Annotated in this window: 26 protein-coding genes and 1 other annotated feature; of the genes, 18 read left to right on the plus strand and 8 right to left on the minus strand. The window is 64.1% G+C overall.

Annotation, left to right across the window (positions count from 1 at the left end; all coding sequences use genetic code 11):
* The 10 genes from ACP7D4_RS10750 (at position 1) to ACP7D4_RS10795 (ending at position 8,773) form a co-directional block, all read left to right on the plus strand.
* Positions 1 to 759, plus strand: a complete 759-nt coding sequence (locus ACP7D4_RS10750) for a sulfite exporter TauE/SafE family protein (RefSeq protein ID WP_426105725.1) — start codon at positions 1 to 3, stop codon at positions 757 to 759.
* Positions 756 to 3,170, plus strand: a complete 2,415-nt coding sequence (locus tag ACP7D4_RS10755) for a heavy metal translocating P-type ATPase (RefSeq protein WP_426105727.1) — start codon at positions 756 to 758, stop codon at positions 3,168 to 3,170. Before ACP7D4_RS10750 ends, ACP7D4_RS10755 begins: the two co-directional genes overlap by 4 nt.
* A gap of 1 nt (position 3,171) precedes the next feature.
* Complete coding sequence (gene ccoS / locus ACP7D4_RS10760; RefSeq protein ID WP_426105729.1) at positions 3,172 to 3,315, plus strand: cbb3-type cytochrome oxidase assembly protein CcoS; 144 nt, start codon at positions 3,172 to 3,174, stop codon at positions 3,313 to 3,315.
* A gap of 91 nt (positions 3,316 to 3,406) precedes the next feature.
* Positions 3,407 to 4,834: a cytochrome-c oxidase, cbb3-type subunit I gene (gene ccoN / locus ACP7D4_RS10765; RefSeq protein ID WP_426105730.1), complete on the plus strand. Its 1,428-nt coding sequence runs from the start codon at positions 3,407 to 3,409 to the stop codon at positions 4,832 to 4,834.
* Between the two features lie 13 nt (positions 4,835 to 4,847).
* Positions 4,848 to 5,462, plus strand: a complete 615-nt coding sequence (ccoO, locus tag ACP7D4_RS10770) for a cytochrome-c oxidase, cbb3-type subunit II (RefSeq protein ID WP_426105732.1) — start codon at positions 4,848 to 4,850, stop codon at positions 5,460 to 5,462.
* 1 nt (position 5,463) lies between these two features.
* The gene (locus ACP7D4_RS10775; protein ID WP_426105734.1) at positions 5,464 to 5,643 is read left to right on the plus strand and encodes a cbb3-type cytochrome oxidase subunit 3; all 180 of its coding nucleotides are present in this window, start codon (positions 5,464 to 5,466) and stop codon (positions 5,641 to 5,643) included.
* The gene (ccoP, locus tag ACP7D4_RS10780; protein ID WP_426209039.1) at positions 5,636 to 6,619 is read left to right on the plus strand and encodes a cytochrome-c oxidase, cbb3-type subunit III; all 984 of its coding nucleotides are present in this window, start codon (positions 5,636 to 5,638) and stop codon (positions 6,617 to 6,619) included. Before ACP7D4_RS10775 ends, ccoP begins: the two co-directional genes overlap by 8 nt.
* The gene (ccoG, locus tag ACP7D4_RS10785; protein ID WP_426209041.1) at positions 6,616 to 7,995 is read left to right on the plus strand and encodes a cytochrome c oxidase accessory protein CcoG; all 1,380 of its coding nucleotides are present in this window, start codon (positions 6,616 to 6,618) and stop codon (positions 7,993 to 7,995) included. Before ccoP ends, ccoG begins: the two co-directional genes overlap by 4 nt.
* 14 nt (positions 7,996 to 8,009) lie before the next feature.
* Complete coding sequence (locus ACP7D4_RS10790) at positions 8,010 to 8,543, plus strand: FixH family protein (RefSeq protein ID WP_426209043.1); 534 nt, start codon at positions 8,010 to 8,012, stop codon at positions 8,541 to 8,543.
* An 8-nt stretch (positions 8,544 to 8,551) separates the two neighbouring features.
* The gene (locus tag ACP7D4_RS10795) at positions 8,552 to 8,773 is read left to right on the plus strand and encodes a hypothetical protein (protein ID WP_426105739.1); all 222 of its coding nucleotides are present in this window, start codon (positions 8,552 to 8,554) and stop codon (positions 8,771 to 8,773) included.
* 158 nt (positions 8,774 to 8,931) lie between these two features.
* Here ACP7D4_RS10795 and fnr read toward each other — a convergent pair whose 3' ends face one another.
* Both fnr and ACP7D4_RS10805 read right to left on the minus strand, forming a co-directional pair.
* Entirely contained in the window at positions 8,932 to 9,693 is a 762-nt protein-coding gene (fnr, locus tag ACP7D4_RS10800; RefSeq protein ID WP_426105740.1) for a fumarate/nitrate reduction transcriptional regulator Fnr, read from the minus strand.
* A 24-nt stretch (positions 9,694 to 9,717) separates the two neighbouring features.
* The gene (locus ACP7D4_RS10805; RefSeq protein ID WP_426209045.1) at positions 9,718 to 10,971 is read right to left on the minus strand and encodes a DEAD/DEAH box helicase; all 1,254 of its coding nucleotides are present in this window, start codon (positions 10,969 to 10,971) and stop codon (positions 9,718 to 9,720) included.
* Between the two features lie 52 nt (positions 10,972 to 11,023).
* On the opposite strand from ACP7D4_RS10805, the gene ACP7D4_RS10810 reads away from it, so the two are divergent.
* The 5 genes from ACP7D4_RS10810 to ACP7D4_RS10830 all read left to right on the plus strand — a co-directional run bounded on the left by ACP7D4_RS10810 (position 11,024) and on the right by ACP7D4_RS10830 (position 15,706).
* Positions 11,024 to 11,566, plus strand: coding sequence for a hypothetical protein (locus ACP7D4_RS10810; RefSeq protein WP_426209046.1), 543 nt, complete (start codon positions 11,024 to 11,026; stop codon positions 11,564 to 11,566).
* A gap of 62 nt (positions 11,567 to 11,628) precedes the next feature.
* Positions 11,629 to 12,897, plus strand: coding sequence for a sensor histidine kinase (locus tag ACP7D4_RS10815; protein ID WP_426209047.1), 1,269 nt, complete (start codon positions 11,629 to 11,631; stop codon positions 12,895 to 12,897).
* Positions 12,890 to 13,660: a LytR/AlgR family response regulator transcription factor gene (locus tag ACP7D4_RS10820; protein WP_426209048.1), complete on the plus strand. Its 771-nt coding sequence runs from the start codon at positions 12,890 to 12,892 to the stop codon at positions 13,658 to 13,660. The genes ACP7D4_RS10815 and ACP7D4_RS10820 overlap by 8 nt, the downstream gene beginning before the upstream one ends.
* A 147-nt stretch (positions 13,661 to 13,807) precedes the next feature.
* Positions 13,808 to 14,332, plus strand: coding sequence for a hypothetical protein (locus ACP7D4_RS10825; protein ID WP_426105748.1), 525 nt, complete (start codon positions 13,808 to 13,810; stop codon positions 14,330 to 14,332).
* Positions 14,333 to 14,407: 75 nt separating this feature from the next.
* Positions 14,408 to 15,706 carry an NAD(P)/FAD-dependent oxidoreductase gene (locus ACP7D4_RS10830; protein WP_426209050.1) on the plus strand — a complete coding sequence of 433 codons (1,299 nt, stop codon included), beginning with the start codon at positions 14,408 to 14,410 and terminating at the stop codon, positions 15,704 to 15,706.
* Here the strand turns inward: ACP7D4_RS10830 and ACP7D4_RS10835 are convergent.
* Positions 15,693 to 16,433 carry a sensor histidine kinase gene (locus ACP7D4_RS10835; RefSeq protein ID WP_426209051.1) on the minus strand — a complete coding sequence of 247 codons (741 nt, stop codon included), beginning with the start codon at positions 16,431 to 16,433 and terminating at the stop codon, positions 15,693 to 15,695. The two genes, ACP7D4_RS10830 and ACP7D4_RS10835, sit on opposite strands and share 14 nt — an antisense overlap.
* Before the next feature lie 249 nt (positions 16,434 to 16,682).
* Between ACP7D4_RS10835 and ACP7D4_RS10840 the strand changes: the two genes are divergently transcribed.
* Positions 16,683 to 17,057 carry a hemerythrin domain-containing protein gene (locus tag ACP7D4_RS10840; RefSeq protein WP_426209251.1) on the plus strand — a complete coding sequence of 125 codons (375 nt, stop codon included), beginning with the start codon at positions 16,683 to 16,685 and terminating at the stop codon, positions 17,055 to 17,057.
* Positions 17,058 to 17,105: 48 nt separating this feature from the next.
* On the opposite strand, the gene ACP7D4_RS10845 is transcribed toward ACP7D4_RS10840, so the two are convergent.
* Complete coding sequence (locus ACP7D4_RS10845) at positions 17,106 to 18,722, minus strand: response regulator (protein WP_426209053.1); 1,617 nt, start codon at positions 18,720 to 18,722, stop codon at positions 17,106 to 17,108.
* A gap of 280 nt (positions 18,723 to 19,002) precedes the next feature.
* Between ACP7D4_RS10845 and ACP7D4_RS10850 the strand changes: the two genes are divergently transcribed.
* The gene (locus ACP7D4_RS10850; protein ID WP_426209054.1) at positions 19,003 to 19,413 is read left to right on the plus strand and encodes a hypothetical protein; all 411 of its coding nucleotides are present in this window, start codon (positions 19,003 to 19,005) and stop codon (positions 19,411 to 19,413) included.
* A gap of 151 nt (positions 19,414 to 19,564) precedes the next feature.
* On the opposite strand, the gene ACP7D4_RS10855 is transcribed toward ACP7D4_RS10850, so the two are convergent.
* From ACP7D4_RS10855 to ACP7D4_RS10870, 4 genes are all read right to left on the minus strand, one after another.
* Positions 19,565 to 20,548: a diguanylate cyclase domain-containing protein gene (locus ACP7D4_RS10855; protein WP_426209055.1), complete on the minus strand. Its 984-nt coding sequence runs from the start codon at positions 20,546 to 20,548 to the stop codon at positions 19,565 to 19,567.
* 142 nt (positions 20,549 to 20,690) lie between these two features.
* Complete coding sequence (locus ACP7D4_RS10860; protein ID WP_426209056.1) at positions 20,691 to 23,753, minus strand: ATP-binding protein; 3,063 nt, start codon at positions 23,751 to 23,753, stop codon at positions 20,691 to 20,693.
* Entirely contained in the window at positions 23,750 to 24,814 is a 1,065-nt protein-coding gene (locus tag ACP7D4_RS10865; protein WP_426105756.1) for a 5-methyltetrahydropteroyltriglutamate--homocysteine methyltransferase, read from the minus strand. The genes ACP7D4_RS10860 and ACP7D4_RS10865 overlap by 4 nt, the downstream gene beginning before the upstream one ends.
* Positions 24,815 to 24,922: 108 nt before the next feature.
* On the minus strand, positions 24,923 to 25,744 hold the full coding sequence (locus ACP7D4_RS10870; RefSeq protein WP_426209057.1) for a response regulator: 822 nt from the start codon (positions 25,742 to 25,744) through the stop codon (positions 24,923 to 24,925).
* A gap of 126 nt (positions 25,745 to 25,870) precedes the next feature.
* Positions 25,871 to 25,974 (minus strand) — a sequence feature (Trp leader region).
* 57 nt (positions 25,975 to 26,031) lie between these two features.
* Here ACP7D4_RS10870 and ACP7D4_RS10875 point away from each other — a divergent pair.
* Positions 26,032 to 26,262 (plus strand): hypothetical protein, encoded by a 231-nt coding sequence (locus ACP7D4_RS10875; protein WP_426105758.1) that lies wholly within the window; start codon positions 26,032 to 26,034, stop codon positions 26,260 to 26,262.
* Positions 26,263 to 26,327: the final 65 nt, after the last annotated feature.

Here is a 26,327-nt window from a genome sequence, read left to right on the forward strand (position 1 = left end):
ATGGACTTGAACCTGTTTCCCGTGTTTGTCGTCGGCCTGGCCGGCAGCCTGCATTGCGTGGGCATGTGCGGCGGGATCGTGAGCGCGTTTTCGATGGCGCCGGCCGGCCGCAGCGCGTTTCCCGTGGCCGTGGTCACGCAGGCGGCTCCGCGCGCAGCCGACAGCGCGTTGCGCATGGCCGCCTACAACACGGGGCGCATCGCCAGCTATGCGGCGGCCGGGGCGATTGCCGGCGGCCTGGCCGGCGGCGCGCGGACGCTGGCCGGACTGGAAGCGTGGCAAACGCTGGCTTATTGGTTCGCCAACGCCATGCTGGTGCTGCTCGGCCTGTACCTGACGGGCGCCTGGGCCGGTCTGGCGCGCCTCGAACAGCTCGGACAGGGACTATGGCGCAAGCTGCGCCCCTTGATGGGCAAGCTGCTGCCGATCGATAGTCCGTTCAAGATGCTGGCGCTGGGCGCCTTGTGGGGCTGGCTGCCGTGCGGGATGGTCTACAGCGTGCTGCTGACCGCCATGCTGGCCGGTTCCGCCCCGGCCGGCGCCGCCGTGATGCTCGCCTTTGGCCTGGGCACCTTGCCCATGCTGCTGGCGCTGGGCGCGGCGGGCGCGCGTTTGCAGCGCGCCTTGCAGAACAAACATGCCAGGGCTGCGGGCGGGCTGCTGGTGCTCGCCTTTGGCCTGCTCGGCATGCTGCGCGCCGCCGGCGGCGTCTCGCACGGCTGGCTGGACGCCCTTTGCCTGAGCGGGGCGGGCGCATGAACGCGGTGCTGGCGCCGCAGGCGTGCTTTCATTGCGGCCTGCCGTCGCCCGCCGGCAGCACCTGGGCGGTGCGTATCGACGGCGCACTGCAGCCGATGTGCTGCCCCGGCTGCGCGGCGGTCGCGCAGGGAATTGTCGACGCCGGCTTTGCCGACTACTACAGCACCCGCAGCGAGTTTGGCGCCAACAGCGCCGCCGCCAGCCTGATCCCGCCGCAGCTGGCCCTGTACGACGCCGACCCGCGTCTGGCCGAGGGCGGCGACGCCGTATTCTCGGTCGAGGGCATCCGCTGCGCGGCCTGCATCTGGCTCATCGAGCGGCGCATGGCGCGCGTGCCGGGCGTGCTTGGCGCCGACATGAATGTGGCCACCGAGCGCTTGCACGTGCGCTGGGACGGCGCGCAATGCAAACCGAGCGACATCATCAGTTCCCTGCGCGCGATCGGCTACATCGCCTATCCGTATGCAGCGCAGCGCCAGGGCGCGCAGCGCGAGCGCGCGCGCAAAAAGCTGTTTCGCCAGCTGTTCGTGGCCGGCCTGTCAATGATGCAGGTGATGATGTACGCGCTGCCGGCCTATATCGCCGCCGACGGCACCATGGACGCGGGCATGGACGCGCTGATGCGCTGGGCCTCGCTGGTGTTGACCATGCCGGCGCTGCTGTATTCGGCCCAGCCCTTTTTTGCCGGCGCCTGGGCCAGCCTGCGCCAACGCATGCCGGGCATGGACGTGCCGGTTGCGCTGGGCATCGGCGCGGCCGCCGTCGCCAGCGTCGTGGCCACCGTGCGCGGGCAGGGCGAGGTCTATTTCGATTCGGTCACGATGTTCATCTTCCTGCTGCTGGCCAGCCGCTACCTGGAGCAGCAGGCGCGCCGCAAGGCTTCGCGCGCGCTCGAGCAACTGCAGCACGCCTTGCCCGCGTCGGCCATGCGCCTGGCCGGCTGGCCGGCCTCGCGCCAGGGCCAGCTGGTGGCCGCCAGCGCGCTGTGCGAAGGCGACTTGATCATGGTCGCGCCGGGCGAGCCGGTGGCGGCCGACGGCGTCATCGTCGACGGCGCCACCGAACTGGATCTGGCCCTGCTGACCGGCGAAAGCCGCGCCCAGCCGCGCGCCGCGGGTGCCGAGGTGCCCGGCGGCGCCGTCAATACGGCGCAGCCGATCGTGGTGCGCATCACGCGCGCGGCGGCCGACAGCACCCTGGCGCGCCTGGTCCAGCTGGTCGAAGGCGCGGGCGCGGGCAAGCCGCAGCTGGCGCTGTGGGCCGACCGCATCGCCGCCTGGTTCGTGGCCGCGCTGCTGCTGCTGGCCGTGGTGGTCTTCGTCGCTTGGCAAGTGATCGAGCCGGCGCGCGCCTGGGAAGTGGCGATCGCGGTGCTGGTGGTGTCGTGCCCGTGCGCGCTGTCGCTGGCCACGCCAAGCGCGCTGGCCGCGGCCACCGACTTGCTGGTCGGGCGCGGCGTGCTGATCGTCAAGGCGCACGTGCTCGAGACGCTGCACCGCGCCACCCACGTCATCTTCGACAAGACCGGCACGCTGACCGAAGGGCGCCCGGTGCTGCGCCGTGTGGCCGTGTTTGGCGCCTGCGACGCGGCGCGCTGCCTGGAACTGGCCGCGGCGCTGGAAGCTGGCAGCATTCATCCATTGGCCGCGGCCTTGCGCCGCGCCGCCGGGCAGGGCGATCTGCAGGCCGGGTCGCTGCTCAATGTGCCGGGGCAGGGGGTCTCGGGCGTGATCGAAGGCGTGGCCTACCGCCTTGGGAGCGCCGTATTTGCGGGCGGCGACGACCTCGCGTTCGCAGGGCCCGGCGACGCCAGCAGCGTGTTTTTGGGCACCGGCGCGGGCGCGGGTACTGTGCTGCTGGCGCGCTTTGACGTGGCCGACGCGCTGCGCGCGGACGCCGCCGGCGTCGTGCGCGCATGCCAGGCGCGCGGCCAGCGCGTCATTCTCCTGAGCGGCGACCAGCAGGCCGTGGCCGACAGCGTGGCGCGCCAGCTCGGCATCGACACCGCGCTCGGGGGCCAGCTGCCGGATCAAAAGTTAGCGTACGTACGCGCCTTGCAGGAGCGCGGCAGCGTGGTGGCCATGGTTGGCGACGGCATCAACGACGCCGCCGTGCTGTCGGCGGCCGATGTCTCGGTTGCGATGGGCGGCGGGGCCGCGCTGGCGCAGCTGCACGCCGACTGCGTGCTGCTGTCAAACCGCCTGGGGAGCCTGGATGACGCGGCCAGGGTGTCCGCGCGCGCGTTGCGCGTGATCCGCCAGAACCTGCTGTGGGCCACGCTGTACAATGCGCTGGCGATTCCGGCGGCGGCCTTCGGCCTGCTCAACCCGTGGCTGTGCGCGGTGGGCATGTCGGCCAGTTCGGCCCTGGTCGTCATCAACGCGCTGCGCCTGCGGCGCTGGAAGGATTGACATGGAAGCCTTGTACTTGCTGGTCCCCTTGAGCGTGATCATTGTCGCCTTTGCGGTCTGGATTTTTTTCGGCGCGGCCGACAGCGGCCAGTTCGACGACCTCGATGGTCCGGCCCTGCGCATCCTGCACGACGACGATCTTTGATCATCTGGCCGTTTTTGATTCACATCAAGGATTTATTGTCTCCAGAAAACTACTCTTCTGCTGTCATCGGAGTATTTATCAGGAGAGCGTTTTGGACAAAGCTTTAAATTACAACAACAAGGTCGTCAGGCAGTTCACGATTGCGACCGTCGTCTGGGGCGTGATCGGCATGCTGGCGGGGGTGTTCATCGCCGCCCAGCTGGCCTGGCCAGCCCTCAATTTCAACATCCCATGGCTGAGCTACGGACGCTTGCGTCCGCTGCATACGAACGCGGTCATTTTCGCCTTCGGCATCAACGGCCTGTTTGCCACGTCCTACTATGTAGTGCAGCGCACCAGCCAGGTGCGCCTGTTTTCGGACGCGCTGTCCGCCTTTACCTTCTGGGGCTGGCAGGCGGTGCTGGTGCTGGCCACCATCACGCTGCCGATGGGTTTCACGCGCGGCAAGGAGTACGCCGAGCTTGAGTGGCCGATCGCGCTCTTGATTACGGTGGTCTGGGTCACCTACGCGGTGGTGTTCTTCGGCACCCTCATCAAGCGCAAGGTCAAGCACATCTACGTGGCCAACTGGTTCTTCGGCGCCTACATCATCGCCGTGGCTCTGCTGCACGTGGTCAATGGCGCCTCGATGCCCGTCACGTTCTGGAAGTCGTACTCGGCCTACGCCGGCGTGCAGGACGCGATGATCCAGTGGTGGTACGGCCACAATGCGGTCGGCTTCATCCTGACCGCCGGCTATCTGGGCATGGTCTACTACTTCATTCCCAAGCAGGCCGAGCGTCCGGTGTACTCGTATCGCCTCTCGATCGTCCACTTCTGGGCGCTGATCTTTACCTACATGTGGGCCGGCCCCCACCACCTGCATTACACCGCGCTGCCCGACTGGACCCAGTCGATCGGCATGGTGTTTTCGCTCATCTTGCTGGCGCCTTCGTGGGGCGGCATGATCAACGGGATGATGACGCTGTCGGGCGCCTGGCACAAGCTGCGCACCGATCCGATCCTCAAATTCATGATCGTTTCGCTCTCGTTCTACGGCATGGCAACCTTTGAAGGCCCGATGATGTCGATCAAGACCATCAACGCACTGTCGCACTACACCGACTGGGGCATCGCCCACGTTCATGGCGGCGCGCTCGGCTGGGTGGGCTTCATCACGATGGGTTCGATCTACTATCTGATCCCGCGCTTGTCGGGCAAGAAGGAAATGTACAGCACCTCGCTGATCGACCTGCACTTCTGGGTCGCCACCATCGGCATCGTCCTGTACATCGCCTCGATGTGGATCGCCGGCGTGATGCAGGGCCTGATGTGGCGCGCGGTGAACCCGGACGGCACGCTGACCTATACCTTCGTCGAAGGCGTGAAAGCGACCTATCCGTACTACGTGATCCGGGTCTCCGGCGGCGTTCTGTACCTGACCGGCATGCTGATCATGGCGTACAACACCTTCCAGACGATGCGCGGCACCGTCGGTGCGGACGCGAAGATCCCGTCCCTTTTACCTTCACACGCTTAAACCAGGAGCCATCATGAAATTTTCCCATGCGTGGATCGAAAAGAACCCCTGGCTGCTGATCGGACTGATCTTGCTGGTCATTTCCGTCGGCGGCCTGGTGGAGATCGTTCCCTTGTTCTTCCAGAAGTCCACCACCGAGCCGGTGGCCGGCCTGAAGCCGTATTCCGCGCTGCGCCTGACGGGCCGCGACGTGTACATCCGCGAGGGCTGCTACAACTGCCACTCGCAGATGATCCGGCCGTTTCGTGCCGAGACCGAACGTTATGGCCACTACTCGGTGGCCGGCGAGTACGTCTACGACCACCCGTTCCAGTGGGGCTCCAAGCGCACCGGGCCGGATCTGGCGCGCGTGGGCGGGCGTTACAGCGACGACTGGCACCGCAGCCACCTGGACGACCCGCGCTCGCTGGTGCCGGAATCGAACATGCCGGGCTATCCATGGCTGGCGGCCAACAAGCTGGTGCCTGAAGACGTGCTGCCCAAGATGCGCGCCATGAAGCGCCTTGGCGTGCCGTACTCGGAAGAAGAGATTGCCCAGGGTCCGGCCACGCTGGCCGACAAGACCGAGCAGGATGCGCTCATTGCGTACCTGCAGGGCCTGGGCACCCAGATCAAGACAAGGAAATAAGATGGAACATATTTTCGATAGTGCGAGCAGCATCATGACCGTGATCAGCTTCGTGACCTTCCTCGGCATTTTGCTGTGGACCTTTGCACTGCGCAGCAATGCCGACTTTGCGATCCAGGCGGCGCTGCCGTTTGCCGACGACGCCCTCGATGATGGCGTGCAGGAGAAGCGCCATGTCTGATTTTACCCACGTATTCTGGGACCTGTTCATCGTCGTCATCACGCTGCTGTCCGTGGCCGGCTGCGGCATTTTGCTGTACTCGCAGTCGCTGCACAAAGTTGCGCCCGACGCGCCGAGCGACGGCACCACCGGCCACGTGTGGGACGAAGACCTGTCCGAGTTGAACACGCCGCTGCCGCGCTGGTGGATGTGGCTGTTCTACATCACCATCGTCTTCGCGCTCGCTTACCTGTTCCTGTATCCGGGCCTTGGCAGCTATGCCGGCAAGCTTGGCTGGAAGTCGAGCAGCGCCTACACTGAAGAACTCAGTAAAGCCGACGCCGAATACGGTCCGCAGTTTGCGCGCTTTTCCGGCCAGCCGATCGAGGTGGTGGCGGCCGACCCGAAGGCGCATGCCATCGGCGAGCGCCTGTTCATGACGTACTGCGCCCAGTGCCACGGCTCGGATGCGCGCGGCAACAAGGGTTATCCGAACCTGACCGACAGCGACTGGCTGCATGGCGGCACGCCGGAGATCATCAAGACGACCATCATGAAGGGGCGTCACGGGGTGATGCCGCCAATGGGCGCGGCGGTCGGCTCGGATGACGATATCGTCAACGTTGTCCAATACGTCAAGAGCTTGTCGGGCGCCTCGCACGATCCGATCAAGGCGGTGTTCGGCAAGTCCAAGTTCAGTGCCTGCATGGCTTGCCACACCGCCAGCGGCGGGGGCAACCAGGCCATCGGCGCGCCGAACCTGACCGACAAGGTCTGGCTGTATGGCGGCAGCGCCGACACCATCATGGAAACCATCCGCAAGGGGCGCGACAACCAGATGCCGGCCTTCGAGGACTTCCTGGGCGCCGACAAGGTGCACGTGCTGGCAGCTTACGTGTGGAGCCTGTCGAACGACCCGGCCGGCACCAAATCTGCCAGCATCACCGCGGCCAGTCCTAACGCGGCCAGTGACAACGCGGCAGTGGCTAAAAAATGAAGCAGTCCAGTCCAAAGGTGATCAAAATGTACGCGGCGCGCGAGGAGATTTATCCGCGCGAGGCGAAGGGCCGCTATGCGACCCTGCGCTGGGCCTGCGTGTGGATCACGCAGATCGTGTTCTACGGTCTGCCGTGGCTGACCTGGAACGATCGTCAGGCGGTCCTGTTCGACCTGGCCGCGCGCAAGTTCTACATCTTTGGGTTGGTGCTGTGGCCGCAGGACTTCATTTACCTCGCTGCGCTGCTGATCATCTGCGCCTGGCTGCTGTTTTTGGTGACGGCCGTGGCCGGGCGCGTGTGGTGCGGCTTTGCCTGTCCGCAAACGGTGTACACCGAAATTTTCATGTGGATCGAGCGCAAGATCGAAGGCGCGCGCAGCGCCCGCATCCGGCTCGACCGCCAACCCTGGACGCTGGACAAGATCTGGCGCAAGAGCGCCAAACACAGCGCCTGGTGGCTGGTGGCGCTGTGGACCGGGATCTCGTTCGTCGGTTACTTTGCGCCCATGCGCTCGATGATGGCGGGCATTGGCGCGCTCAGCCTGGGGCCGTGGGAATGGTTCTGGATCGGCTTTTACGCGCTCGCCACCTACGGCAACGCGGGCTGGCTGCGCGAGCAGGTGTGCAAATACATGTGCCCCTATGCGCGCTTCCAGAGCGCCATGTTCGACAAAGACACGCTGATCGTTACCTACGACCGGGAACGGGGCGAGCCGCGCGGCGCGCAAACGGCCGAACGCACCAAGGGCGACTGCATCGACTGCACCCTGTGCGTGCAGGTGTGCCCGACCGGAATCGACATTCGCAATGGCCTGCAGTATGAATGCATCGGCTGCGCGGCCTGCGTGGACGCTTGCAACGGCGTGATGGACAAGATCGACCTGCCGCGCGGGCTGATTCGCTATTCGACCGACCAGGCCATGGAAAAGGGCTGGTCGGCGCGCCAGATCGGCGCGCACATCGTGCGCCCACGCGTGCTCATTTACAGCGCGCTGCTGGCCCTGATCGGCATCGGCTTTGGCACCGCGCTGGCGCTGCGCACCCCGCTCAAGCTTGACGTCATCCGCGACCGCGGCTCGATGGGGCGCGAAGTGGGCGACGGCGTGATTGAAAACGTGTACCGCCTGCAGGTGATGAACACCGGCGAAACGGCGCATCGCTTCCACATTGTCGTCAGCGGCCTGCCCGGGGTGCGCCTGGCCGACCAGGAAGAAGTGCTGCTCGACGGCGCCAGCACGCGCGCCGTGCCGGTGCGGGTGCAGACCGAACGGGCAGCCCTGACGGGCGGCTCGCATGCGATCATGTTCGAATTGAGCGCGCTCGACCAGCCCTCGCTCAAGGTCACCGAAAAAGCCGTATTTATCGTACCGAGATAATGAAGGAGAACCGCATGCAAACTGCTTCCCAACCCAGGCTGCGCACGGCGCCGCCATGGTATGCCCAGCGCTGGCCATGGCTGCTGATGCTCGGGCCGGCCGTGGTCCTGGTGGCCGGCGGCTACACCGGTTACCTGGCCTATACGCGCCAGGACGCGATGGTGGTCGACGACTATTACAAGCAGGGCAAGGCGATTAACCAGGACTTGCGGCGCGACCGCGTGGCCAGCGCCCAGCGCCTGTCGGTGGCGCTGCACTACAACGCCGGCGCGCATGCGATGCAGGGCGAATTGACCAGCTTTGGGCAGCCGGTCACGACCCCGTTCAGGATCGGACTGGCGCATTCGACGTTGCCTGAAAAAGACATTTTGCTCGCCGTGTATCCAGATGCACAGGGGCGTTTTTCGGCGCCGCTGCCGGCACTGGAGCAGGCACGCTGGCAGGTGAATGTGGAAGGGGGCAAGCGCGACTGGCGCCTGGCCGCCGAATGGCAATTTCCGGCCCAGCAGTCGATGACGATCGACGCCGATGCGGCCATTGCGCCATGAGGCAGGGCATGAAGCGCCTGGCGATGGCGGTGCTGTGGCCATCGTTCCTGGCCGCGGCGCTCGCTGAAGGCTTTTTCTTCTCGTGGGTCGAGCCGGAAGCGCTGTCGTCGCTGGCGCCGATGGCGGTCTACAGCATCGGGTTTTTCTTCTTCTGGACGTTTTGCACGCTGGCCGGCTTGCTGACGGGGTATTTGATCGTGGTGCCGGACGATGGAAAGGCGCCGTTTTGAGTCGTCGGGTCCCATGGGGCCCAAGTGACCAACGACGGCCGGCGCGTGAACGCGGGGGCGACGATTGGCGGCAATGGAACGGTTCAACTGAGCCAATGTTCCATGGGTCCGTCGCGTGCGCGACGACGATGTGGGGGGACTTTTACGGGTAGCCTGACTCAGGCCATCGGGCTGCACTGCGCGGTACCGGCGGCCATCGCCTTGAGCATCACCGGGTCGAGCAGCGTCACTTCGCGCTTGTCGACCTTTAACCAGCCCTGCTTTTTGAAGCGCGACAGCAATCGACTGATGCTTTCAATGGTCAAGCCCAGATAATTGCCAATATCTTCACGCGACATGCGCAGCTGAAAGCTGGTCGGCGAATACCCGCGCGCCGCGTAGCGCGACGACAAATTGACCAGAAACACCGCAAAACGCTGCTCGGCGCGCATATTGCCCAGCAATAGCATGACGTTTTGTTCACGCGTGATTTCCTGGCTCATGATGCGGTGAAAGTGACGCAGCAGCGTCGGCACCTGGCCGAACAAGTCTTCAAGGCGGGTGAACGGAATCTCGCACACTTCGCTATCCTCGAGCGCCACTGCGTCGCAATGGTGGCGGTCGCCGCTGATGGCGTCCATTCCCAGCAATTCGCCGGCCATCTGAAAACCCGTAATCTGTTGTTCTCCGGCCGCATTGACCTGGTAAGTCTTGAAATGGCCGAAGCGAATCGCGTACAAACTGCGAAAAGGCTGATCCATTTGGTACAGGCGCTCGTCGCGCAAAATGCGGCTGCGCTTGCCAATGATCTGGTCCAGCCGACTCAGTTCGCCCTCGTCGAGCCCCATGGGAAGGCATAATTGGTGCATGCTGCATCCTGCGCAGCTTGCTTTCAAGACGTTGATATTTAATACAGCTGCAGGGGGATTCGGTTGATTCATTCAGTCATCATACTTCATCGCAGCTTATCGGGTTTTTAAAAAGCGGACATCCACGTGCAAAACATCGCCCGTCACCTTGGCCTTTTTCGCCTTCTTCGGCTTCTTGACGACCTGGCCTGCCGTATCGGTCAGCGGCACCCGGTGCTCGGGCGAAAAGCCGGGCTCTTCGATGCGTTCCAGGGTTTGCCGCGTGAACATTTCAATGGCGGCGAGCAAGTCCACCTCATCGGCGCATACCAGCGACACCGCCTGGCCCGCATTGCCCGCGCGGCCGGTGCGGCCGGTGCGGTGGATATAGTCTTCGGCCACGGTGGGTAAGTCGAAATTGACCACTTGCGGCAAGTCATCGATGTCCAGCCCGCGCGCGGCGACGTCGGTTGCCACCAGTATCTTGCACTGGCCCGCCTTGAAACGCTCCAGCGCCCGCAGGCGCGCCGGCTGCGCCTTGTCGCCGTGAATCGCGTCGGCCGCCACGCCATTTGCCGCCAAGGTGTCGACCAGTTGGTCGACACCCTTGCGCGTCTTGACGAACACCAGCACCTGGCCCCAGCGCAGCTTGTGCAACAAATGCAAGAACAGTTCCGGCTTGCGTTTTTTATCGACCGGCACCACCCACTGCCGAATCCGCTGCACCGTGCTGTTGCGCGCGCTAACTTCAATGCTCAGAGGGTTGTTCAAGAGCTTGCCTGCCAGCGCGCGGATCTCGTCGGAAAACGTCGCCGAAAACAACAGGGTTTGGCGCTTGGCGGGCAGGGCGGCAAAAATCTCATTCAGTTCGCGCGAAAAGCCCAGGTCGAGCATGCGGTCGGCCTCGTCGAGCACCAGCGTTTGCAACTGGTCGAACTTGACCGCATTCTGGCGGTACAGGTCGAGCAGGCGCCCGGGCGTGGCCACCAGTACGTCGAGCCCTTTGCGTAGCTTCATCATTTGCGGATTGATGCTCACGCCGCCGTAAGCGACATGGGTGCGCAGCGGCAGGCCGGCGCCATATTCCTTGAAACTGTCGTGCACTTGTTCGGCCAATTCGCGCGTGGGCACCAGCACCAGCACGCGCACCGCGTTGCTGCCCGCCTGGCCGCCTTCCATGGTCAGGCGCTGCAGCAGCGGGAGGGCGAAACCGGCGGTCTTGCCGGTCCCGGTCTGGGCTGCGGCCATTACGTCGCGCCCGGCCAGGACCGGGCCGATCGCCTGTGCCTGCACCGGCGTGGCGCTCGTGTAGCCAAGCGCATCGAGCGTGCGCATGAGCGGGTCGATCAGACCGAGGGAAGCAAACGACATGGGCAAACCTTGCAGCGTTGGGAATGGAGCCGACAGTTTAGCCTGTCCGCCCGTGTCCGTCCCACAAAGGTGGGCCAGCGCGGCCGCGACGCTGCATTGCCAGCCTTCGGCTCAAGGCAATGTGGGGAGCGATGTCTCATCACCGGAAATTAGTCTGGCCCATCTGCATCACGACTTGCTGATTTTGGGACATGGAAATTATGGCGACCGCATTCAAAAAGACGCCGGGTATACGCATTCGGCGCGCTCACTGGCTCGCCTGCTCGAGAAACGGGGTCTGCCGAAAGCGTTTGCGGGCAAGGTCATCCTATGGTCGTGTTTCGGCGGCGCGGCCGCTGGCATGGCGCAATCGCTGACATTCAAATTGTCCTGTCGCGGCTATACGAACGTCCAGGTAGGGGGCTGCCGCTGGATAACGGGCACCATCGTCAACCGTGTGCTGTTATGCCGCAGAAATACCACGCCCGAGAATATAGCCGGTGTGGATGCTCCCGCCGCCATGGAGGACATGATGCGCTACTGCGATAGGACCGTCGACGATGACATTGGCTGGTTTTCCCGCCTCCGTCGGCCCCTGCGGGGTTCTGTCGGATAATGCCGGAAGTCACGGACCGCGCTTGCTAAGCTGCGCCTACGACTACTGACCCGGAACCCCTCATGACCAGCCTCTTTTTCCTGTTTCGCCTCACCGTTTCCTGGATGGTGCTGTATTTCCTGTGCGCCTTGATCGCCAACGACGCGCTGCTGCAACCGATCGGGCGCGACGCCGGCGGCTTTATTGCGGCGACCGGCATGCTGCTCGGCGCCGTGGTCTTGATCACGGCCTTTTCGCACCTGCGCCGGGTGCGCCTGATTACCGGCGAAGTCAACAGCAGCTCGCTGTCGAACCGCCAGCGGCGCCAGATCGAAATCCCGTTCGAAGCGGGAGCCGCCTTCGACCTGGTCGAGGCGGCGGTGCGCGAACTGCCGGGCATCGAGTCGGTCGACAGCGCGCGCGACAGCTTGCAACTGCGCGCCAAGATCAAGCGTATCGACCCTTACAGTGGCGACACGGTGCAAATCCAGTTCACGCGCCACTTGCGCACCCACTTCAACCAGATCCTGGTGACGGTCGCGCCGAATGGCGAGGCCGGCAGCGTGACGCTCATTTGCGAACCGGAGCGCTCAGCCTGGAGCGACTGGTTTTTCGTCGACTTCGCCACCAACCTGGAAAACGCGGAAGCGATCGTGCGCTCGGTTACGCGGCGCGTGGCCGGCCTGCGCCGCGCCGAGCAGGCCAGCGTGGTCCAAAGCGCCACCGAAAAGGAATTGACGGTGGCCAAATTGAGTTTGCTGCACGCCCAGGTCGAGCCGCACTTTTTGTACAACACGCTGGCCAGCGCCCAACTGCTCACGCGCACCGATCCGGCCCGCGCTGACGAGATGCTGGGCAACCTGATTCTATACCTGCGCCATTCGCTGCCGCGCACCGAAGATAGCCTCTCGACCATTGGCGATGAACTCGAACGGGCCCAGGCTTACCTCGACATTCTGAAAATTCGCATGGGCAGCCGCCTGTCGCTGCAGGTCGAGGTCCCCGCTGCGCTGCGCGCCGTGCTGTTTCCCACGATGATGCTGCAAACGCTGGTGGAAAACGCCATCAAGCACGGGCTTGAACCCAAGTCCGGCGGAGGCACGGTGTGGATCCTGGCGCGCACCCACGAGACCGCGGTGGCGGTCACGGTGGCCGACGACGGGCGCGGTTTTTCGGCCGAGGGCGGCGGCACCGGCATCGGACTGCGCAATGTGCGCGAACGGCTGCGCCTGGCCTACGGCAGCGCCGCCTCGTTTGCCATCGTGGCCAATTTTCCCAGCGGGGTTGCGGCCACGATCACGGTGCCCAACACCGCCCTGAACACGATCAAAAAGGGAGCGCAGCATGACTAAGTGCGTAATTGCCGAAGATGAAACGCTGCTGCGCGAGGCGCTGGTGATGCTGCTGGGCGAGGTCTGGCCGGAACTGAACATTGTCGCGGCCTGCGACGACGGCGGCAGCGCGCTGGAAGCGATTGCCCTGCACCAGCCCGAGGTGGCCTTTTTAGACATTCGCATGCCCGGCTTGAGCGGCCTGGAAGTAGCCGCCGCACTGCCCGACGCCAGCCCCGGCACCCAGGCGGTGTTCGTCACCGCCTACGACCAGTACGCAATCGACGCCTTTGACAAGGGCGCAGTCGACTACCTGCTCAAGCCCGTGGCGCGGGCCCGCCTGGCGGCCACGGTGCAGCGCTTGAAAGCGCGCATCGCCGGCGGCGCCGGCGACAGCGCCGCGCTGGCCGCCCTGGTGGAGCGGCTTGGCCGCAGCATTCCCAACAGCGGCAAGGAGCCGCCGCTGGTGTGGCTGACCGCCAGCGCGGGCGCCGAAACGCGCCTGATCATGGTTGACGATGTGGCCTACTTCCAGTCGGACACCAAGTACACGGTGGTGATGACGGCGGGCGGCGAAGCGTTGCTGCGCAAACCGATCCGCGAACTGCTCGACGTGCTCGACCCGGCGATCTTCAAGCAGATCCACCGCTCGACCATCGTCAACCTGCGGGCGGTGGCGTCGATCACGCGCGATGACGCGGGCAGGGGCATGGTCAGGCTGAAAACGCGGCCGGAGACGCTGTCGGTCAGCCAGCCATTCATGTCGCTGTTTCGCAACATGTAATGCGTGTAAGCAGCGGTAACTATGTGTGTTGGCGAACAGAAGTTCATGTTGCCTCTGTTAAACTTCGTGCATGACCAGGAGCGGGCATCAGCCCGCTGCCTGTGGTCAGGCGCCATTGGCGTTTCGTCACTTGCGAAGAGGCACACAATGAAAAAATTACTAATCGCCGCAATGATCATGACGGCTGCGGCCGGCGCGATGGCGCAAAATCTCAGCCTGCAGCTGGGCCAGTCGGGCTACTACGGCAGCATCGACCTGGGTAACCTGTCGCGTCCGCCGGTGATCTACCAGCAGCCGATGATCATCCAGCAAATGCCGCAATACCGCAACGCGCCGCCGATGTACCTGCGCGTGCCGCCCGGCCACGCCAAGAAGTGGAGCAAGCACTGCGCTGCCTACAACGCCTGCGGCCGGCCAGTCTATTTTGTGCAGGACAGCTGGTACAACAATACTTATGCTCCGCAGTATCGCCGCTCGCATGGGGGCGATGGCCACCGCGACGAGAACCGTTACGACAACCGGCGCGACAATGACCAGCGCGGCTTCCGGCTCGACGAGCGTACCAATCACGACAACTACGACAAGCACGAAGGCAAGCACGAAGGCAAGCACGAGGACAAGCACGAAGGCAAGCATGACAAGGGCCACGGAAAAGGCCACGACAAGGACTAAGGCCACCCGCCGTGCGCCGCTCCTGTTGCGGCGCGTAGTAAACTCTCGTCCAATAACGGTGGACGGGAGGATCGCGTGCAGGGTGACATCGTCATTGTCGGAGGCGGCGCCGGCGGGCTGGAACTGGCCTGCAAGCTGGGGCGCAAGCTGGGAGCGGGCAAGGTCACGCTGGTCGACCGGGGCCTGACCCATATCTGGAAGCCCTCGCTGCATGAGGTAGCGGCCGGGACGCTCGACCTGCACCAGGAAGGCTTGTCCTACCAGAAGCTGGCGCATGACAACGGTTTCACGTTCGTCTATGGTGCCCTTACCGCGCTCAATGCGCCGGCGCACAGCCTGACCGTTGGCCCCATTGCCGGCGCAAACGGCGAGTTGGTCTTGCCGCAGCGTACCCTCTCTTTCCATACGCTGGTCATTGCCGTGGGTAGTACCTCGAATTACTTCGGCGTGCCCGGCGCGGCCGAACACACCATTTCCCTCAATGCCACCGAAGACGCAGAACGCTTTCGCCTGCTGCTGCTGACCCGTCTGGCGCAGGCCGATACCCGGCGCGCCGCAGGCGGCCAGGGCGCGGTCGACATCGTCATCATCGGCGCCGGCGCCACTGGGGTGGAGCTGGCCGCCGAACTGCGCGAAGCGAGCGGGGTATACGCCGCCTACGGCTTTGCCCACCTGCGGCCCGAACGGGACGTGCGCATCTTGCTGCTTGAAGGGGCGCCGCGCATCCTGGCGCCGCTGCCCGAGCGCGACTCGGCCCCCGCCCACAAGCTGCTTGAAGAACGCGGCGTCAAGGTCGTTACCGGGTGCCACGTGGCCAGCATCGAAGCGGACCGGGTGCTCGACGCCGACGGCGCCGCCTATCCGGCCAGCCTGTGCGTCTGGGCCGCCGGCATTCGCGCGCCTGCCTGGCTGGCGCAGCTCGGCTTGCCGGTGAATCAGGGCGGCCAGCTCGAAGTGGATGGTACGCTGCGCGTCACCGGCTTTGCCGACATCTACGCACTGGGCGATTGCGCCGCCAGCATGGGGGGCAACGGCAAGCAAGTGCCGCCGCGCGCCCAGGCCGCGCACCAGCAGGCCGATTACCTGTGCCGCCAGCTTGCGCGCCGCGCGGCGGGCAAGGCGCCTGACAACACACCCTATGTTTACCGCGACTACGGCTCGCTGGTGTCGTTCGGGCACCGTAATACGGTCGGTAGCCTGATGGGTTCGCTAAAAGGATTGAACTTTTTCATCGATGGCTTTTTTGCGCGGATGATGTACGCAAGCTTGCACCTGATGCATCATGCGGCCGTGCTGGGCGCACTGAAAACGGCGCTGCTGGCGCTGGCGCGCTTTTTAATCCGGCGCAGTTCGCCGCTGGTCAAGCTGCACTGATCAGCGAGGGAGGACATTCAGGCTGGCGCGGCAGGATGATCGCCAGCGCCGTCCCGCCGCCGGGCAGGGCGGTCACGGACAGCCGTCCGCCCAGGTAGCCGGCGCGCGCGCGCAGCAGGCGCAAGCCGTGGCAGTCGCTTGCCTTGCGGTCGTAGTCGGCCGAACCGATGCCGTTGTCGCGCACGGTCAGCATGATTTCTTCGTCGTTGTCGTCAAGTACCACGTCAACGCCGGTGGCGTGCGCGTGCGCCAGCACGTTGCGCAAACCTTCTTCGCAGGCACGCAGCAGGGCGACGCCCTGGTCGCGCGGGTAGGCCGCGTCTTCGTCAGGCAGGCTGATGCGGGCGGTGATCGGGTGCAGCTTGCCGAACTCGTGCACCAGTTCGCTCAGAGCCGCTTTCACGCCCAAGAACTCCAGCTTGTCGTTCCAGATCGTGATCTGCATCTCGCGGTTGGTGTTGATGATGTTCATCAACAGCGTTTTCATTTGCGCGGTGCGGTTTTGCAGTGTTTTGTCGGCGGGCAGTTGTTGCGTCAGCAGGGCCAGGTGCATGGTGAGCGCCGTCATGGACGAACCCAGGCTGTCGTGCAGTTTGCGGGCCAGATCCCGCCGTTCGTCGTCCCAGCAGGTGGTCAGGTGGCCCAACAGCTCGGCGAGGTCCGCGGTGCGCGCGGCCACCTTGCGTTCAACTTCGGGGTCAAATTGTCCGGGTGCCGGTGCGTTCATGCTCGACTTCGTGAATGTTTCCCAAATCATACAACAGCTCGCATGCGCCTGTCGCCAGTTCAGTGCACGCGTGCGTGAACTGGCGCACAGTCGGCGCCGGCCCGTTTGTCCAAGCTGACGGTAAGGCCCGTCAAGGGCCAACCAGAACCGACCGGAGGGATACGCATGAATGCCAAGACCGTTGACGCCATTTCGATATTGTCAGCCGACCATCGCGAACTACAAGACTTGTTCGAGCAGTAAGCGGCGCTGGGCGAAAGCGCAGGCAGCAAAAAGAAGCATCTGGCCGACGATATCTGCATGGCGCTGACGCTGCACACCATGGTGGAAGAAGAGATTTTCTACCCGGCCCTGCGCCCAGCGGACAAGAATGCGGCCGACCTGCTCGACGAAGCGGCGGTCGAACACGCCGGCGCCAAGGACTTGATCGCGCAGATCCAGGACATGGATCCGGACGATGACTTGTACGACGCCAAGGTGAAGGTGCTGGGCGAGCAAGTCGCGCACCACGTCACGCAAGAAGAGAAGGAAATGTTTCCCAAGGCGGAAAAAGCGGGGCTGGACCTGGAGGCTCTGGCTGACGACATGCTGGCGCGCAAAGAGGAAATCAGCGCGACCTTGTGAGTCTTGTTAGCCTTGTAGGCAAGAGCGGGCACAACAAGGCAGCTGCGTTTATTCGGCCGGCAGGATCGCGCATTGGGTGAGCGCTTCGAGCAGGTGGTTGATGTCCACTGGCTTAACCAAATGCATATCGAAGCCTGCTTCGAGCACGCGGCGCTGGTCTTCGGGCAGCCCGTAGCCGGTCAGTGCAATGAGCTTGATGTGGCGCGTACCATCGTTCTTGCGCAGGCGGCGCGCCACTTCGTAGCCGTCGATGCCGGGCAGGCCGATATCGACCAGCGCCACGTCGGGCGGGTGTGCCACGGCCATGTCGACGCCCTGCAAGCCATCGGCGGCGTGCTTGATCGGGTAGCCGCAGGCGGTGAGCATGGTGGCCATCATTTCGCGGCCGTCGTCATTGTCTTCGATCAGCAGCACGCTTGGCTTGCCGGTGTCCAGGTGGGACGGCGACTCGTTCGCCGGGGCGGGCGCCGCCGCGGCGCGCGGCAGGCGGATGGCGAAGGTGCTGCCGGCGCTGGCGCCGCTGCTGTGCGCGCTGACGCTGCCGCCGTGCAGCTCGACCAGCCGGCCCACCAGCGCCAGGCCAATGCCCAGGCCCCCTTGCGAACGGTCCAGCGTGGTGCTGGCCTGCACGAACACATCAAATACATGGGGCAGCAATTCTTCGGAAATGCCCACGCCCGTATCGCGCACGGTCAAGATAATGTCGTCGTCATCGTCCCTGACGGCAATGTCGATGGCGCCGCCCGGTGGCGTGTACTTGAGCGCATTGTCGATCAGGTTGGTGGCGATCTGCTCAAGCCGGGTCGGGTCGCCATCGACCCAGGCTTGCGCCATGTTTGTGTTCAATAAATAGTTGCCCGTGCGGCCGGTGGCCTTGAAGGTGTCGAGGCAGGCCGAGACCAGCGCGGCCAGGTCGACCGGCCGGCGCGCCAGCAGGATCTTGCCGGACATGGCGCGCGACAGGTCAAGCAGGTCGTCCACGATGCGCGACAAGTGCTGGCTCTGACGCTGGATGATCTGGCGGGCGCGCGCGACCGTGTCCGGTCCGGCTCCGGCCAGGCCGATCAGGGCAGCGGCGCTGCTGATGGCCGACAAAGGATTACGCAGTTCATGGCCCAGCATCGCGAGGAACTCGTCTTTGGCGTGGCTCTTGCGTTCCGCCGCCTGCCGCTCTTCCATTTCGCGGGTGAGGCGCTTGTTGGTGGCGGTCAGTTCGGTGGTGCGCTGGGACAGCTTGTGGGCCTGGCGCTTGAGTTCTTCATTCTTGGTGGCCAGCGCCACGAACACCTGGACCTTGGCGTGCAGGATTTGCGGGATCACCGGGGTGAACAGAAAGTCGGCCGCGCCGCGCTGGTAAGCCTTGAGACGGTCGATTTCATCGGCCAGGAAGGCGGTCACGAAAATGATGGGGATATCGGCCGAGCGGGTGCGCTGGTGGATCGCTTCGGCCGTTTCAAAACCGTCCATGCCGGGCATATTGACGTCGAGCAGAATGACGGCAAAATCGTGCAGCAATACCTGGCGCAGCGCCTGCTGCCCCGAGCGCGCCGAGATGACGTCGTAGCCCGATTCTTCCGCCCATTGATCAAGCAGGCTGGTCAGGGCCAGCAAGCTCGCGGCGTCATCGTTGACCACGAGAATTTTCGGTTTTTCTATTTTTGGCACGTCGTTCCTGTACTGCACGGTCAAGTTTTGTTGGGTCCGCTTGTCTCAGCTCACAGGATAGCAGAATCGTGAAATTTCCTCTGTGAAAACTCCCGTGAATCGTGCCGCAAGTACATTTCCTCCTATCATATCCACGCAGGAAAATGCAGTCCAAACGGACCGTGTGCATAAGGATACATGGCTAGGTTCGCTGGCGCACATACGCGCCGTGCTTGTTGTGCGATAGTCAAGTCAGTTTAGGGACATCGCCCCACCGGGCAGCACTTCGAGAGGACAGAAAATGAATATCAATACCGTAGTCGACAATGAGTTCGCAGGAAAATGTTTCCGCGATATTTGCAACGCACCGCTTTCCGCCATGCGCGGCTTGAGCACCGGGGACGCCAAGGCCTTGCACGCCGCTTTCGGCATCACCACCATCGGGGACCTGGCCGAGCTCAAGTTCGTCAAGTGGGCCACGGCCATCAAGACCTTGGCTGCCGAAGAATGCGATACGCCCGAGCAAGTGGCCAAGGAAACGCTGCTTGATGACGCGGTCGAAATGACGTTCCCGGCGAGCGACCCGATTTCCGTCGACTCCGGCATTACGCGCATTGAAGTGCCGCCCGACATGGTCGATGCCAGCACCGATCACCAGCACGCCAAAGAAGTGGAAGCAAGCACCGAAAAAGGCAAGGGCAAGTCGGCGTAAGCTGATCGTGCAGCATTAAAAAAGCGGGCTGCGGCCCGCTTTTTTAATGGTAAATGACCTGCGCTGCCCTTGTATGCAGCGCTCTTGTAGGCAGCCTGCGTTAGCGCCGCTGGCGGCCTGGTCGTTCCAGCGCCGCAAGCGACTATTGGTGTCAGCGGTGGGGCGCCAGGTTAACTTTTTTTTGGGGAGGCGGCAGGGGCGCCGATTGCGTGGAGGTGGCGCAGAACCGGTTCTTGCCGCCGCGCTTGGCTTCATACAGCGCGTAATCGGCAATGCTGATCAGGGACTCGACATTCTCGGCGTCATCGGGATAGATGCTAATGCCAATGCTGGTGGACAGTTGCAAGGTGAGGTCATTGATGAAAAACGGTTCGGAAACGGCTTCGACCAGTTTGGCCGCCGGCCCTTGCGCATCGGCCAGGCTGTGCACTTCACCCAGCACGACCATGAATTCATCACCGCCCAGCCGGGCCACCGTGTCTTCCTTGCGCGACGCCGCCACCAGCCTTTGTGCGACGATTTTCAGCACTTCATCGCCGTAAGCGTGCCCGTAGGTATCGTTGATGGCCTTGAACCCGTCCAGGTCCAGGTACATGATGGCCGCCTTGTGGTGGTTGCGGCTGGCATGCTGGAGCGTGGTTTCGATACGGTCTTCCAACAGGCGCCGGTTGGGCAGCCCGGTCAGCGGATCGTGCAGCGCGAGCGCTTGCTGCGTCTTGCTGTACTGCGCCAGCTCCTTGTACAGCAAGCGCACTTCCAGCATGTTGTGGATGCGCTTATGCACCTCGAGCAAGTCGAACGGTTTGCTGATGAAGTCGCGCGCGCCCGCTTCGAGTGCGGCTATCTTGAAACTCGGTTGCGCGGTGAGCGCCAATACGGGCAAGTAGCCACCCTGTTCAATTTCCTTCAAGCCCTTCATGACCTGAAAACCATTCAGGCCAGGCATTTGCAGGTCGAGCAAGATCAAGTCGTAACAGTGCTGGCGGTGCAGTGGGCAGACTTGTTCGGGGAGCATGGTCGAGCTGACGCAAACATAGCCTTCTTCCCGCAAAATCTCTTCCATCAATTCAATATTGTCAGCTGAATCATCGACCACAAGAATCTTCGCGTTCAGTATTTCGTCTCGGCTTGGCATACGGCAATCTCGTTTAAAGCGGAATGGGGGAGCCGCGTAACATTGGGGCACCGATTCACTATCAATCCACATAGTGTATCAGCACCAGGAATATTTCTTGTAGGACAGCGCCGCGTAGGACGGTAGGAGGCCGATTCCTTAGCTATTTATTATGACCAGGCGCCATCGCCGCCACCGTGGCTATCAGCTCGCTTGGCTCGACCGGCTTGGAGATGTGCGCCCCGAACCCCGCTTCGAGCGCGCGCAACCTGTCTTCAGAGCGGGCAAAGGCCGTCAGCGCCACCGCTGGCAGCAAGCCACCGTGCGCCGGACCCAGGGCCCGCACCCGCGCCAGCAATTCAAAACCGTCGACGTCGGGCATGCCCAGGTCGCTTACCAGCACGTCCGGCATTTCCTCGGCAATGGCAGCGAGCGCCTGAGCGGCGCTGCCGGCAGTGCGCACGATGGCGTGGCAGTCCGACAGGATACGGTTGATCAGCTCGCGCGCGTCGGCTTCGTCGTCAACCACCAGCACGCGCAAGCCGGCCATGTCGCGCTGCAAAATGTCGGCGGCAAGGGGCGAGGGTGAGCGATACGCCGGCCGGTCCGGGCGCGACGACAGGCTTTGCCGATTGGCCGACGGCAGCGTGAGCGTAAAGCTGGCGCCGCGCTCCTCGCCTTCGCTGTCGACCCGCACGGTGCCGCCATGCTGCTCGATCAAGTGCTTGACGATCGACAGCCCCAGCCCCAGGCCGCCGTGCTTGCGCGTGGTCGAGGCGTCGCCCTGGCGAAAGCGCTCGAACACATGGGCCATGAATTCGGGCTTGATGCCCACGCCGTTGTCTTGCACGGCAATTTCGACATAACCGTCCAGGGCGCTCAGCAAAATGTCCACGCGTCCGTCGCGCGGGGTGAACTTAATTGCGTTCGACAACAAATTCCAGATGACCTGTTGCAGCCTGGCCGGGTCGCCGGCAATCGGACCGACGGCCGGGTCGTAGTGCTTTTCAAGGCGGATATTTTTCGCGTCCGCGGCAGGGCGCACCGTTTCGATGGCGGCATCGATGAACACCGACGGCGCCACCGTCTGCATGTCGAGCAGCACCTTGCCGGACGTGATGCGGCTCATGTCGAGCAAGTCCTCGATCAGCTGCGCCTGGGCGCGCGCATTGCGCTCGATGGTCTGCAGGCCGCGTTGCAGGTCGGCCGTGTCGCGGCTGCCGCGCCGCAGCACTTGGGCCCAGCCCAAAATGGCCGAGAGCGGCGTGCGCAATTCGTGCGACAGCGTGGCCAGAAATTCATCTTTCATCTGGCTGGTGCGCTCCGCTTCAGCGCGCGCCGAGCGTTCGCTTTCAAGCAATACCTTGCGTTCTTCGGCGGCGCGCTGGGCCGCTTCGTACAAGCGCGTGTTGTCAATCGCCACTGCGGCCTGGGCCGCGATGCCGCCGACGATGCGTTCGGTGCGTTCAGTAAATATGCCCGCTTCCGGATGGCCGAAAAACAGGTTGCCGAGTACTTCGCCCGAGCGCGCAATGACCGGCACGGCCAGGTAGCTGCGCACGGCAGGCGCGCAATCGGCCGCGCCGCCGGTGCTGCCGTCGCTGTTGCCATCGCCGTTGCCATCGCACTTGCTGAAAAATGGTTCCGCCTGGCGGTAGCGATCGTCCTGGGTGATGTCGGCCAGGCGCGTGACGCCATCGCCTTGCAAACCGGGTTCGAACAAGGTGCTGCCGTGCGCTTGCCCGAACGGGTCGAAGCCGGCCGGCGCGGTGCCGCTGACGGTATGCAGCGTAAACAGGTCGCCGTCCGGATCCTTGCCATGATAGAAAAAGGCGCCGAAGCGCGCGCCCGAGACGCCCGTGGCGGCGTCGGTGACCGTTTGCAGCAGCGAGCGCAAGTCGCGCTGCGAAGCGAGCGCCGTGCCGGTGCTGTTGAGTAGCTCAAGCACGTTCGATTCTTCGCGCAGCGCCTGCTCCACGCGCTTGACCTGGTCGACGTCGGTATTGGTGCCGAACCAGCGCACCACGTGGCCGAGGCGGTCGCGCACGGCGTTCACGCGCGTGAGGAACCAGCGGTACTGGCCGTCGGCGCCGCGGATCGGATATTCCATCTCGAACGGATTGCCGGTGTGCAGGGACTCGTGCCAGCGCGCCAGCATTTGCGGCAGCACGTCCGGGTCCTGAGTCGCTTGCCAGCCCCAGCCGACCACCTGCTCGGGCGTGGTGCCCGTGTAGTCGTACCAGCGCTCGTTGAACCAGACAATGGCGCCATCGGCCTGCGCCATCCAGGCCAGCTGGGGGATCGAATTGGCCAGTGCGCGCAGCACTTCCTCGCTCTCGCGCAACGTGTCTTCGGCGCTCTTGCGGGTGCTGATGTCTTGCACCACGCCCGTCATGCCAAGCACCGCGCCGGCGCCGTCGCCGTCGCTTTCGTTGTCGTAGTCGATGCGGCCCACCACGCCGATCCAGGCCGCCTCGCTGCCGTCGCCCGCGTGTTTCAGCCGGCATTCGATGTTCAGGTCGGTGCGCTCGGCCACGGCCTGCAAAAATTCGGTGCGCGCCGCCTCGTGGTCAGTGTCGTGCATGCGGTCGCGCAGCGCGCTCCACGGCATCGGCGTTTCCGGCGCCAGGCCGAAGATTTCAGCCGCGCGCGCGCCCAGCGTGACCCGGTCGCTGGCCGCGTCCCAGCGCCAGTCGCCCAGGCGCCCGGCCGAGAGCGCTACTTGCAGGCGGTTGCTGCCGTCCTGCAACGCTTTTTCGTCGGCGCGCCGCTTGCTGATATCCTGGATATAGATCGTCAACCCTTCGGGCGACGGGTAGGCGCGCAGGTCGAACCAGCAATCGAGCTGCGTGTAGAGCAATTCGGCGCTGACGGTCTGCTGCGCGGCGACGGCGCGCTGGCAGTGTGCCTGCATGGCGCTGCCGCGCAGTGCCGGAAAAGCGTCCCAGATCGACTGGCCCAGCAGGTCGGCGGGGCGCTGGCCGCCGGCGCCCAGCAGTTGCAGCGCGCGCGCATTGATGTACGTGATGCGCCACGCCAGGTCGACGGCGCAAAAGCCGTCGGTCAAGCTTTCGAGCATGTTTTCCATACGCGTCTTTGCGCGCTTGAGTTCGTCGCGTGCCTCAAGCAACTCTTGCTGCGCGCGCTGGCGCGCGACCAGCACGCTGTTGGCGTTGCGCAGCGCTACCGAGCGCATTTGTTCGATTTCATCCATGTCTTCGTTCATGCGCGCTCCTCGATCCGGGCCGCGGCCAGCGCGGTGCCTTCGACGCGCGCGCCGATCTTGGCGAAGGCCGTGTCGCGGGTGGTCGATTTGTCGTCGCAAAACGGTGAGAAGCCGCAATCGTCCGTGGTGCCAAGCTGGGCCAGCGGAATGATGCGCGCGGCCTGCAGCACGCGCGCGCAGACTTCCTCGGCGCTGTCGATGTGGGCATTGAGCGGATCGATGACGCCGACAAACACGCGTTGGGACGGCTTGAGGTAGCGGGCGATGATCTTGAGCACGCGCTGCGGATCGGCTTCGCCGGCCAGTGCAATGTAGAAATTGCCGACCTTTAATTCAAACAGGCTGGGCAGCAGTTCGGCGTAGTCGATATCCAGGCTATGGGTCGAGTCGCGGTCCCCGCCAGGGCAGGTGTGCACGCCGATGCGGGCGCGCTCGGCGGGCGAAAAACGGGTCAGCGCCATGTTGTTGAGGTCGATAAAACTGTTGAGCAGCTCGCCGCTTGGATCGAGCTTCATGGCAAGGCGTCCTTCGGTGAAATCGATTTGCACCTTGTGCGCGCCGCGTGCCAGGCAGCGCCGCACCTCGGTTTCGTGCTCGGCCAGCAAATCGTGAAGGAATTGCTCGCGCGGATAGTCGGGCAGGCCCTCGGGCGGGTACATCAGCGACAGCGCGGACGGCGAAATGACCGCTTGCTTGACCGGCGCGCGCGCGTAGCGCTGGGCGGTGACGAGGTATTCGTCGGCGTAGCGCTGGTAGCTGAACGGCCCGCTCGTCAGGCGCGGCATGCGCCGGGTATGGCCGGCCGCGAAGGGGATCTGGAAGCCGTCGGGCGCCATATTGCGCGCGCCGTGCACGCAATAGGTCCAGAAGTTATGGTATTTGCGCTGTTCGCCATCGGTAATGACGGGCGAGCCGGTCGCCTCGAAGCGCGCGACGGTGTCGCGCACGGCCGCCTCGTACATGGCTTCGAGCTGGGGGCCGGCAACATCATCCTGGTTGGCCGCGGCGACGAGCTCCGCGGGCCGGGGAATGCTGCCGATCGGTTCAGTAGGAATGATCATCAGTGTGCTTCGGTCAGGAGCCGGAAGGCGCAACGCAGGCCCACCGGCACGGGGCCACGCCTGCCGGCCGGCCCGGGTCCAATTCTAGCCCAGGGCGCCAGGATTGACTCACACACTTGGCATGGCGCCGGCGCGCGCCAGCGCCGCTTGCAACTGCTCGATTTCATACGGCTTTTGCAAGGACTGGAAGGGGAACTCGACATGGCGCAGCAGCGCTTCACCGTAACCGGAGGCAAAAATAACCTGCATTGACGGGTGCTCGGCGAGCGCCTTGCGCGCCAGGTCCACGCCCGACATGCCGGGCAGGCTGACGTCCGAAAACAGCACGTCGAAGCTGGCCTGCCCGAGTTGCTCGAGGGCGCCTTCGGCATGGCCTACGCCGAGCGCTTCATGGCCGAAGGCCTTGAGCATTTCGCACACCAGGTATTGCGAATCGAGGTTGTCTTCCACCACCAGCACGCGCAGCGCCTGCGCAACCGGTGGCAGGGCCGGCTCGGCGCTGCGCGCCACGGCGCACAACACGCCCTGGACCACGCCCTGTTCGTCGCGCAGCGGGGTCAGGTGCAGGTCGCACAGCAACTGTGGGTGAGTGCCGGTGCCCGACAGCGCGAGCGCCTGCTGCAGGTGCAGCGCTTCGCCGTTGGCGGCGCGGGCAAAGGCGTTGGGCGCGGCGGCCAGCGGCGCGGAAATGGGCGCCGCCGCGTTGCCGCCGGGCGCGGGCGGATGCTGCGGACCGGCCAGTTCGGCATACGCGGCATTAAAGGCGGCGATGCGGCGCGGACCCCATAGCAGCAACATGGGGGAGGGCGCGCCGAGCATGATCTCCATGGAAAGGCGCAGCGTGTGCGGCCAGGCGGCGCTATCGCCGAGGTCGGTGGAAAGCCAGTCGAAAGCTGCCGCCAGCCCCGCGCTTGTGCTAGGTGCGAGCATTGGTTGCCTGTATCATCAGTTGGAAGTTGTAGAAGCGCAAATATTTGGCTATCGTACACCAAGCGCGACTTTTCGTCCGTTTCCGAGGCAACATCCACCCCGGGGTAGATGGCGGCGGGGGTGGGCAAAAAAAAGCCCGCTCAGGGAGCGGGCTAAATCTATTTTTCTTTGAGGAAGAATAGAGGAGACAGATGCATCATGCCAAAATGCAAGGCGCGTTGCTAATTTATCTTTGTGATGTCAGGTATGGGATGAGCGTATAACGCCGTCCGCAAGCGGGGAACAGCATGGCCACCATTATCACGCACCGGAAAGTCAATATCGTCATCCTTGGGCCGGACGAGCCGATCGCCAGCCATTGCGGACCGGGCGACATCGCCATTTGCGCCAGGGCCGATGGCTGGTGGAACAGCTTCATCGATGCCGACGGCGCCGTCGATACCTACGACGCACCGTATCCTACCTACAATGAAGCGTTGTGGGCAGCCAAGGCGGCTGCGGAGTACGGCGTGCTGTAGCAGCCGGGCAGGGGCGCGCCCGGTTGCGCGATTGTGCCTGCTACTTGCTTGACAATTGCACGGCG

The organism is Massilia sp. TWP1-3-3, from assembly GCF_049897805.1.
Lineage (GTDB): Bacteria > Pseudomonadota > Gammaproteobacteria > Burkholderiales > Burkholderiaceae_D > Telluria_A.

What these genes read in the sequence shown, in the direction of transcription:
- ACP7D4_RS10860 (WP_426209056.1), bottom strand. Translation starts at nt 23,753, where the DNA reads ATGAACGAAGACATGGATGAAATCGAACAAATGCGCTCGGTAGCGCTG.
- ACP7D4_RS10815 (WP_426209047.1), top strand. Translation starts at nt 11,629, where the DNA reads ATGACCAGCCTCTTTTTCCTGTTTCGCCTCACCGTTTCCTGGATGGTG.
- ACP7D4_RS10870 (WP_426209057.1), bottom strand. Translation starts at nt 25,744, where the DNA reads ATGCTCGCACCTAGCACAAGCGCGGGGCTGGCGGCAGCTTTCGACTGG.
- ACP7D4_RS10805 (WP_426209045.1), bottom strand. Translation starts at nt 10,971, where the DNA reads ATGTCGTTTGCTTCCCTCGGTCTGATCGACCCGCTCATGCGCACGCTC.
- ACP7D4_RS10795 (WP_426105739.1), top strand. Translation starts at nt 8,552, where the DNA reads ATGAAGCGCCTGGCGATGGCGGTGCTGTGGCCATCGTTCCTGGCCGCG.
- ccoO (WP_426105732.1), top strand. Translation starts at nt 4,848, where the DNA reads ATGAAATTTTCCCATGCGTGGATCGAAAAGAACCCCTGGCTGCTGATC.
- ACP7D4_RS10775 (WP_426105734.1), top strand. Translation starts at nt 5,464, where the DNA reads ATGGAACATATTTTCGATAGTGCGAGCAGCATCATGACCGTGATCAGC.
- ACP7D4_RS10755 (WP_426105727.1), top strand. Translation starts at nt 756, where the DNA reads ATGAACGCGGTGCTGGCGCCGCAGGCGTGCTTTCATTGCGGCCTGCCG.
- ccoP (WP_426209039.1), top strand. Translation starts at nt 5,636, where the DNA reads ATGTCTGATTTTACCCACGTATTCTGGGACCTGTTCATCGTCGTCATC.
- ACP7D4_RS10875 (WP_426105758.1), top strand. Translation starts at nt 26,032, where the DNA reads ATGGCCACCATTATCACGCACCGGAAAGTCAATATCGTCATCCTTGGG.
- ACP7D4_RS10855 (WP_426209055.1), bottom strand. Translation starts at nt 20,548, where the DNA reads ATGCCAAGCCGAGACGAAATACTGAACGCGAAGATTCTTGTGGTCGAT.
- ACP7D4_RS10850 (WP_426209054.1), top strand. Translation starts at nt 19,003, where the DNA reads ATGAATATCAATACCGTAGTCGACAATGAGTTCGCAGGAAAATGTTTC.
- ACP7D4_RS10790 (WP_426209043.1), top strand. Translation starts at nt 8,010, where the DNA reads ATGCAAACTGCTTCCCAACCCAGGCTGCGCACGGCGCCGCCATGGTAT.
- ccoS (WP_426105729.1), top strand. Translation starts at nt 3,172, where the DNA reads ATGGAAGCCTTGTACTTGCTGGTCCCCTTGAGCGTGATCATTGTCGCC.
- ACP7D4_RS10865 (WP_426105756.1), bottom strand. Translation starts at nt 24,814, where the DNA reads ATGATCATTCCTACTGAACCGATCGGCAGCATTCCCCGGCCCGCGGAG.
- ACP7D4_RS10825 (WP_426105748.1), top strand. Translation starts at nt 13,808, where the DNA reads ATGAAAAAATTACTAATCGCCGCAATGATCATGACGGCTGCGGCCGGC.
- fnr (WP_426105740.1), bottom strand. Translation starts at nt 9,693, where the DNA reads ATGAATCAACCGAATCCCCCTGCAGCTGTATTAAATATCAACGTCTTG.
- ACP7D4_RS10835 (WP_426209051.1), bottom strand. Translation starts at nt 16,433, where the DNA reads ATGAACGCACCGGCACCCGGACAATTTGACCCCGAAGTTGAACGCAAG.
- ccoG (WP_426209041.1), top strand. Translation starts at nt 6,616, where the DNA reads ATGAAGCAGTCCAGTCCAAAGGTGATCAAAATGTACGCGGCGCGCGAG.
- ACP7D4_RS10750 (WP_426105725.1), top strand. Translation starts at nt 1, where the DNA reads ATGGACTTGAACCTGTTTCCCGTGTTTGTCGTCGGCCTGGCCGGCAGC.
- ACP7D4_RS10820 (WP_426209048.1), top strand. Translation starts at nt 12,890, where the DNA reads ATGACTAAGTGCGTAATTGCCGAAGATGAAACGCTGCTGCGCGAGGCG.